Raw genomic sequence first — 8,029 nt, forward strand, 5'->3', positions numbered from 1 at the left:
TAAAGTATTGAAGTTACTTCAATATATCATTAATGGAAAGTGTGTTTTAGGGTATTGTAAATGAGAGGTTTTAAACAGAGTTTATTGACGTGTTTTTTTATTTGTATGTGTAGCATAGGTACTGCTACAGCAAAAAATGCTGATTTTGAAACTAAAATCACTCAAATAATGCAATTAACAGATGAAAAAATTGCTTTAAAACAAATTAACCAATTACTTGATTTAACGAGTCCTAAATCTGAAGAGTATGCCTTTGCTATAAATGCTCGTGGAAAAATTTATTTTTCATTAGGGGAGTTAGAAGATGCATTATCTGATTTTGAACAAGCACAGTTGTTTTTTCATCCTCAAGACTTAAAGCTAGAAGAGGCTGGTGCTTATAAAATGATAGGCGTAATGCATTATTATTTAGGTAATAATTACAAAGCATTGTCTGCTTATCAAAGTTCAATTGCATTTTACCCTCCTTCAGTTGAACCAATAAAACATGCAAATTTACTCAGCAATATAGGGCTTGTTTATGCGGCTATAGGAAATGTATCTGACGCGATTAAAAGCTATGAAGAAGCAGAAACATTGTTTAGAGCTCATGGTACTGAGGTTGATTTAGTCGATGTTCGCCATAATATTGCTGGTCTTTATTTAAGAGTAAAGCGCTTTGATATATCAATTGATATTTTGAAGGAAGTCATTGCAGAACGTAATAAGTTTGGTGATTTAAAAGGTTTGGCTTTGGCTTATGGTGACTTAGGTGCTGCATACGAAGATGCTGGAGAATATGATTTAGCACAAGGGTATTTACTAAAATCACTTAATTATTATCAAAAACAGGACGATTTATATAATGTTGCTTCTCAATTTCATAATTTAGCTGAATTATATACTCAGACTGGTGAAATAAAGAAAGCACAAAAATATGCCAAAAAAGCCATGTCATTAAGCCTTCAAGTAGGGCATAAAAACGCTTATGCGGGTAGTTTATTTAGTTATGCAAAAACAATGTTTTACCAAAAAAAATACTCTGAAGCTTTTGACTATTTGACACAATCAAATATCACGGCTGAAAAAATAGGGTATCAAGATCAATTAACGATGAATCTATCCTTGTTATCATTAATTAATGCGGCCCAGGGAGATGCTTTTGAAGCGGTTAAAAATCTTCATTTATATGAAATAGAAAATAATAAAGCATCTAATTTAGCTTTAAATAAAGAGTTCGCGCGTTTTGAATCTGAAAAGTTAAAGCAGCAAGTCATGCATTTAGAAAAATCAAAACAATTTCAAATGCTTGAAATAGAAAAAGTGACTCAGAAAAGAAACTTTATAATCATAGCTATATTTTTAATGTTTTTAATTTTATTTTTTGTTTTCAGAAGAAATATTGAACGTAATTCAAAATTAACTTTAGAGCTTCAAGTACAGCAAAGAACACAAGAACTTGAGTGTTTAATGAAAGAGTTACAACATGCCAGCAGAGTAAAAAACCAATTTTTGGCGAATATGAGCCATGAGATTAGAACACCATTAACAGCTATTATGGGTCAAGCCGAAGCAATTGTTGCAGGTGATGTTGAAGATGAATTTGTAAATAAAGAAGTTTCAATTATTCACAATAATAGCTTGCATTTGCTTGACTTAATTAATGATATTTTGGATTTAAGTAAAATCGAAGCTAATAAATTAGAGTTAGAATTAAAAAACCAAGATTTAAATATTATACTTGTTGAGCTTAATAATATATTTAAAAAGCAGGCCAAAAGCAAAGGCCTGCGGTTTGAAATTAATCATGTTTTAAATTCTCCATTTATAATTAATACAGATAGCTTCCGTTTAAAACAAATACTCATTAATTTATGCTCCAATGCGATTAAATTTACAGCCAAAGGAAGTGTGAAACTTGACATATCGGTACGAAAAGATGACTTGATTTTTAAAGTGGCAGATACGGGTATTGGCATGGACGAAATACAATTAGAGAGATTATTTGAAAGTTTCACTCAGGGAGATAGTAGTATCAGTCGTAGGTTTGGTGGTACAGGGTTGGGTTTATGTTTATCTGAACAATTAGCAAAAATAATGCGAGGAAAAATTATCGCACAAAGTAAAATTAATAAAGGCAGTGTGTTCACCTTAATATTACCTTACTCTGATTTATCCGCGGAAACCGTAGAACAAGGCGGTTTGGAGGGGGCTAACCAAAATCAAAAACATATTTTTTCAGGACAAATTTTATTAGCTGAAGATCATGATGATAATCGTCGCCTTATTAGTCGGTTGTTAACTGGTTTGGGGCTTGATGTGATTTCAGCTAGAAATGGAAAAGAAGCTGTTGAATTATTTTTACAACACGATCCAGAGCTTCTTTTACTTGATATTCAGATGCCAGAGATGGATGGTATTGAAGCATTAAAGTTATTACGAAAATGTGGCTGCTCTCAGCCTATTATTGCATTAACGGCTAATGCAATGGCGCATGAAATAGAACAATACTTATCACTTGGTTTTGATGGGCATTTAAAAAAACCTATTGAGCGAACGATATTTATTGAAGAAATTGCAAAATACTATGATTTGAAAACTTCTGAAACGGAAGCATATCAAGCGCTTAATATACTTGATATGTCGGATCTAGTAAGTGAATTTAAAGAAAGTTTAGTTGAAGAGCATAAAAGCCTTACGTTATTAATTAAAGAGAATGATTTAACTGGATTAGGATTACAGGCACATAAACTCTCTGGAGCTGCTCAAATGTTTGGTTTTGAGTCATTAGCTGCTACTGCGAAAAAATTAGAGTCATATCTTAAAAAGGAAAATTTAGCTGAGATAGATAAAGCTACGAGTAAACTGCTCGATGAGCTGAAGGTTATATTATCTAAAGATTAATCTTAAAAAGGATCTCTAATTAAAAAACACCTGAAAGACAGGTGTTTTTTAAAATAAAGATAAAAGTTTACTGACGTTTCATTGAATCAAAGAAAGCTGCATTCGTTTTACTCATAGATAGCTTATCTATCATGAATTCAATAGCAGAAACCTCACTCATTTCATGTACTATTTTTCGTAAAATCCACATCTTTTGTAGTTCGTCAGTTTTAGTTAATAATTCTTCTCGACGGGTACCAGAACGATTAATATCAATAGCAGGGAATACTCTTTTTTCTGCAATTTTGCGGTTTAGATGTAATTCTAAGTTACCAGTACCTTTAAACTCTTCATAGATAACTTCATCCATTTTAGAGCCTGTATCTATTAGCGCTGTAGCAATAATTGTTAAGCTGCCACCTTCTTCTACATTACGTGCAGCACCAAAGAAACGCTTTGGTTTATGTAGTGCATTAGCATCAACACCACCAGTCAGTACTTTACCTGATGATGGAATTACCGTGTTATATGCACGGGCTAAACGTGTAATTGAGTCTAATAAGATAACAACGTCTTTCTTATGCTCCACTAATCGTTTTGCTTTTTCAATTACCATCTCGGCAACTTGTACGTGACGGCTTGCTGGTTCATCAAAGGTAGAAGCAATAACTTCACCTTTTACTAAGCGTTGCATTTCAGTCACTTCTTCTGGACGTTCATCAATTAGTAATACCATTAATTCACATTCAGGGTGATTATGTGCAATTGCTTGGGCGATGTTTTGAAGCAACATCGTTTTACCCGCTTTAGGAGGTGCAACTAATAAACCGCGTTGACCTTTACCAATTGGAGACGCTAAATCGATAATTCGAGATGTAAGATCTTCTTTACTACCATTACCACGCTCCATTCTAAGGCGGTCATTAGCGTGTAAAGGCGTTAAATTTTCAAATAAAATTTTATTTCGTGAATTTTCAGGTTTATCAAAGTTAACTTCATTAACTTTTAGTAGAGCAAAATAGCGTTCACCGTCTTTTGGTGGGCGAATTAAGCCTGAAATTGTATCACCCGTTCGCATACTGAAACGACGAATTTGACTGGGTGAAATATAAATATCATCCGGGCCAGCAAGGTATGATGCTTCAGATGACCTTAAAAAACCAAAACCATCTTGTAATATTTCCAATACACCGCCGCCATATATATTTTCACCGCTTTTAGAGTGCGCTTTTAATATAGCAAAAATGATATCTTGTTTTCTTAATCGTGCAACGTGCTCAAGTCCCATAGACTCAGCTAGTTTCACAAGTTGGTTAATTGATTTGTCTTTAAGTTCGCGTAAATGCATAAGGTGGGTTCTTCACTGTTATCTAGTGTTTAAAATGATTTCAATTTTGATTGGATAATTAGAAATTACTTTGGAATATTCTTTGGCTTTATAAATTAGCAGTACTTTTGCCTTTCGTCCAGTCTTTATACGAATTTAATATAATAAAAAAGGGCAAAGCCCTTTTTTATCTTAATATCATTAGATATTATCGTTTATAAAGTCTACTAGTTGAGTCTTTGATAAAGCACCCACCTTAGTTGCGGCAACAGCGCCATCTTTAAAAAGAAGCAAAGTTGGGATACCACGAATGCCAAACTTTGGTGCCGTTGCTGAATTTTGATCGATATTTAATTTACCGATAGTTATTTTATCAGCATGTTCTTCGGCTACATCACTTAAGATTGGAGCTATCATTTTACAAGGGCCGCACCATTCGGCCCAAAAATCTACTAATACTGGACCAGTTGCATTTAATACGTCTGATTCAAAGCTGTCATCTGTTAATGTAATAATTTTGTCGCTCATCGCGCTCTCCACTATGGTTCGCTAATTTATTTAATGCGTATTTAAACACTATTGTTTCTTATTGCAAGCTTAAGCGTTATGCTTTATCGCTATGAATAATACACATTTGACTGAAAAAAAGTTTGCGGACTTTGATATTGCGCCGGAAGTAGTAACCGGTTTAGACGCTAATGGGTTTGAATTTTGTACACCCATACAAGCTGAATGCCTCCCTTATGTCGCACAAAAGCGCGATATTGCGGGGCAAGCACAAACAGGTACTGGTAAAACACTCGCGTTTTTAACGGCAACGTGTCACCACCTGTTGAAAAATACCAAAGGACCGAGCAAACACCCAAGAGCCCTGATCATGGCTCCTACCCGGGAGTTAGCGGTACAGATCCATAAAGATGCAAAAATATTAGCACCTCACTGTAACCTAAACTTAGGATTAGTATATGGTGGCGAAGATTATGAAAAACAACGGGCACAACTTGAAAATGGTGTTGATATTTTAATTGGCACGACAGGCCGGTTAATTGATTTATACAAACAAGGCTTTTATAGCTTAAATGATATTGAAGTTGTTGTATTAGATGAAGCCGATCGCATGTTTGATTTGGGCTTTATTAAAGATATTCGCTACCTATTTAGGCGCATGCCAGACGCAAATAATAGACTAAATTTATTATTTTCAGCGACTTTATCTTATAAAGTTCAGGAATTAGCATTTGAGCATATGACAGATCCTGTGCATGTTCAGGTTGACCCGACTCAAAAAACAGGTAAAAGAATTCAAGAAGAGCTATTTCAGCCTTCACAAGAAGATAAAATGCCTTTACTACTAACTTTACTAGAAGATGAGTGGCCTGAAAAAGCAATTGTTTTTGCAAATACTAAACATAGTTGTGAAACAATACATGCTTGGTTACAAGCTGATAAACATAGAGTTGGTTTATTAACAGGTGATGTTGCTCAGAAAAAGCGTTTATCAATTTTAGACCAATTTACTAAGGGTAATATTGATATTTTAGTTGCAACTGACGTTGCTGCCCGTGGCCTTCATATTTCTGAAGTAAGTCATGTTTTCAATTTTGACTTACCAGATGATTGTGAGGATTATGTTCATCGTATCGGCCGAACGGGTAGGGCGGGTGCATCAGGACATGCAATTAGTTTTGCGTGTGAAAAATATGCCTATAATCTGCAAGCCGTTGAAGAATATATTGAGCATACAATTCCACTATCTCACTATGACAGAGATGCATTGCTTGATGATTTAACAGTTCCTGTATTACAAAAGCGTAGAAGTCATCCAGGACAAAATCGAAATCGTACGGGTGGACGAAAACCAAATAATCATCGCAACAGATAAAAAGTAAAAAATCACAGGGATTAGAGGTAACAATGGTTGTAGCTGCAAATCAGCATCAAAATATTTATGCTGTAATTGATTTAGGTTCAAATAGCTTTCATATGTTGATAGCTAAATCGGTTGCAGGAGATTTACAAACGATAGGCAGGGTTAAACGTAAAGTACGTTTGGCCGCAGGTCTGGATAAAAAGAATCATCTAAGCCTCGAAGCAATGCAAAGGGGTTGGGAGTGTTTGTATTTATTTGCTGAACGATTACAGGATATTCCAGCACAAAATATTCGTATTGTAGCTACTGCAACCTTGCGCTTAGCCATTAATGCTAAGGAATTTATCGATAAAGCACAAATGATACTAAACCATAAACTTGAAGTAATCAGTGGGGAGGTTGAAGCTAAAACGATTTATAAAGGTGTAGCATATACCTCAGCCTTTTGTGGTAAACAACTTGTTGTTGATATCGGTGGGGCAAGTACTGAGGTTATCATCGGAGATGCGTTTGAACCGCTAAATTATAAAAGTTTAAATATGGGTTGTGTTACCTATTTGGAAAAATATTTTCACGATGGTAATTTAACATTAAATAATTTTGAATTAGCAACGGCTGCTGCGCATGACATGATTAAGCCAATTAAACAAAGTTATAAAACTGTTGGCTGGAAAAGTGTTTCAGGTGCTTCTGGAACAGTTCAGGCAATTCAAGAAATTATGATAGCGCAAGGTCTTGATGAAAATTTAACCCTAGAGAAACTTAATAGCATTAAGAAACAAGCTGTATTGTATAAAACAATTGAACAGCTAGCTTTACCTGGTTTAGTTGAAGATAGACGATTAGTATTTGTTTCTGGTCTATCTATACTGATTGCTTTATTTGAAGCATTAGAAATTGATTCTATGGGGTTGGCCGGTGGCGCTTTACGAGAAGGCGTCTTGTATAGCATGGTTAAAGAATTACAAAACCATGACATACGCAAACGTACTATTGATAGTTTTGTTGAAAGGTATCATGTCGATCAGCATCAAGGACAAAGAGTATCAGATCTAGCTTCTTCTTTTGCGGTGCAAGTATCTGAGCACTGGTTTAACAATATAGAGTCAAGTATCTCTATTTTAAATGCAGCTTCTTTGCTACATGAGGTAGGTCTGTTAATTGAATATAAGCAATATCAAAAACACACAGCATATATTTTAACAAACACGCTAATGCCAGGTTTTAGTCAAACTCAACATAAACTTCTTGTTGCACTTGTATCAGGGCATCGAGCAGATATTGACGATCAACAATTTTTATCTTTAGGTATAAATGAAAAGCATGGTCAAAAACTCGTTAGGATTTTACGTTTATCAGTTCTTTTTGCGATGAGACGTAAAAATGATGTTTTTCCTAGTGTTAAGTTACAAGCTGAAAATGATACTTTATCAGTATTACTTCCTAAAACTTGGTTAGAGCAACATCCCCTAATGCGTTCTGAATTAGAGCAAGAAATCCATTATCAGAAAAAAGTAGGCTGGAAGTTAGTTATTTCAACCTTTTAGAACATCACATATATTACTCGAACGAGAGTTTTGTATTTTATTTCAACATATTGGGTGATATCCAAACAATAGAATTGTTTTTTAACTTTTTTTTTAAAAAACACTTGCGCTCAATCCAAATCTCTCTATACTGCGCCTCCACCGACACAGACGGCAAGCAACATTCTTAAAGGGGTGTAGCAAGTTAGCTAGGTTGGCGAGGCAAGTAAAACTTAACGATTCTTTAGAAAGAAACTTCTTCTAAAGAAAATTAAAATTAAGTGTTGACTCAAGGTTTTTAAGGTGTATTATTCGCACCCCAAGCAATTAACGGCAACGTTTACTTCGCTTGAAACGTTCTTTAACAATAAGTAATCATCTGTGTGGGCACTCTTGCAGATTGAGTTCTAAGTTACCTTCTTAACTTCGGTTTAGTCGGTAACA

At 34.7% G+C, this 8,029-nt stretch carries 5 protein-coding genes; 3 read left to right on the forward strand and 2 right to left on the reverse strand.

Features of this window, described 5'->3' with window-relative positions; genetic code table 11:
* Positions 1 to 60: 60 nt before the first annotated feature.
* Positions 61 to 2,883 carry a tetratricopeptide repeat-containing hybrid sensor histidine kinase/response regulator gene (locus tag BM088_RS22700; RefSeq protein ID WP_091990261.1) on the forward strand — a complete coding sequence of 941 codons (2,823 nt, stop codon included), beginning with the start codon at positions 61 to 63 and terminating at the stop codon, positions 2,881 to 2,883.
* 67 nt (positions 2,884 to 2,950) lie between these two features.
* Here the strand turns inward: BM088_RS22700 and rho are convergent, their stop codons facing one another.
* Both rho and trxA read right to left on the reverse strand, forming a co-directional pair.
* Positions 2,951 to 4,210: a transcription termination factor Rho gene (rho, locus tag BM088_RS22705; RefSeq protein ID WP_091990264.1), complete on the reverse strand. Its 1,260-nt coding sequence runs from the start codon at positions 4,208 to 4,210 to the stop codon at positions 2,951 to 2,953.
* Positions 4,211 to 4,390: 180 nt separating this feature from the next.
* Positions 4,391 to 4,717, reverse strand: coding sequence for a thioredoxin TrxA (gene trxA / locus BM088_RS22710; RefSeq protein ID WP_091990267.1), 327 nt, complete (start codon positions 4,715 to 4,717; stop codon positions 4,391 to 4,393).
* 91 nt (positions 4,718 to 4,808) lie between these two features.
* Between trxA and rhlB the strand changes: the two genes are divergently transcribed.
* Together rhlB and gppA are read left to right on the forward strand one after the other, a co-directional pair.
* Complete coding sequence (rhlB, locus tag BM088_RS22715) at positions 4,809 to 6,071, forward strand: ATP-dependent RNA helicase RhlB (RefSeq protein WP_091990269.1); 1,263 nt, start codon at positions 4,809 to 4,811, stop codon at positions 6,069 to 6,071.
* 32 nt (positions 6,072 to 6,103) lie between these two features.
* Positions 6,104 to 7,606 (forward strand): guanosine-5'-triphosphate,3'-diphosphate diphosphatase, encoded by a 1,503-nt coding sequence (gene gppA, locus BM088_RS22720; RefSeq protein ID WP_091990272.1) that lies wholly within the window; start codon positions 6,104 to 6,106, stop codon positions 7,604 to 7,606.
* Positions 7,607 to 8,029 lie beyond the last annotated feature (423 nt).

It is taken from the genome of Pseudoalteromonas denitrificans DSM 6059, assembly GCF_900112265.1.
Lineage (GTDB): Bacteria > Pseudomonadota > Gammaproteobacteria > Enterobacterales > Alteromonadaceae > Pseudoalteromonas > Pseudoalteromonas denitrificans.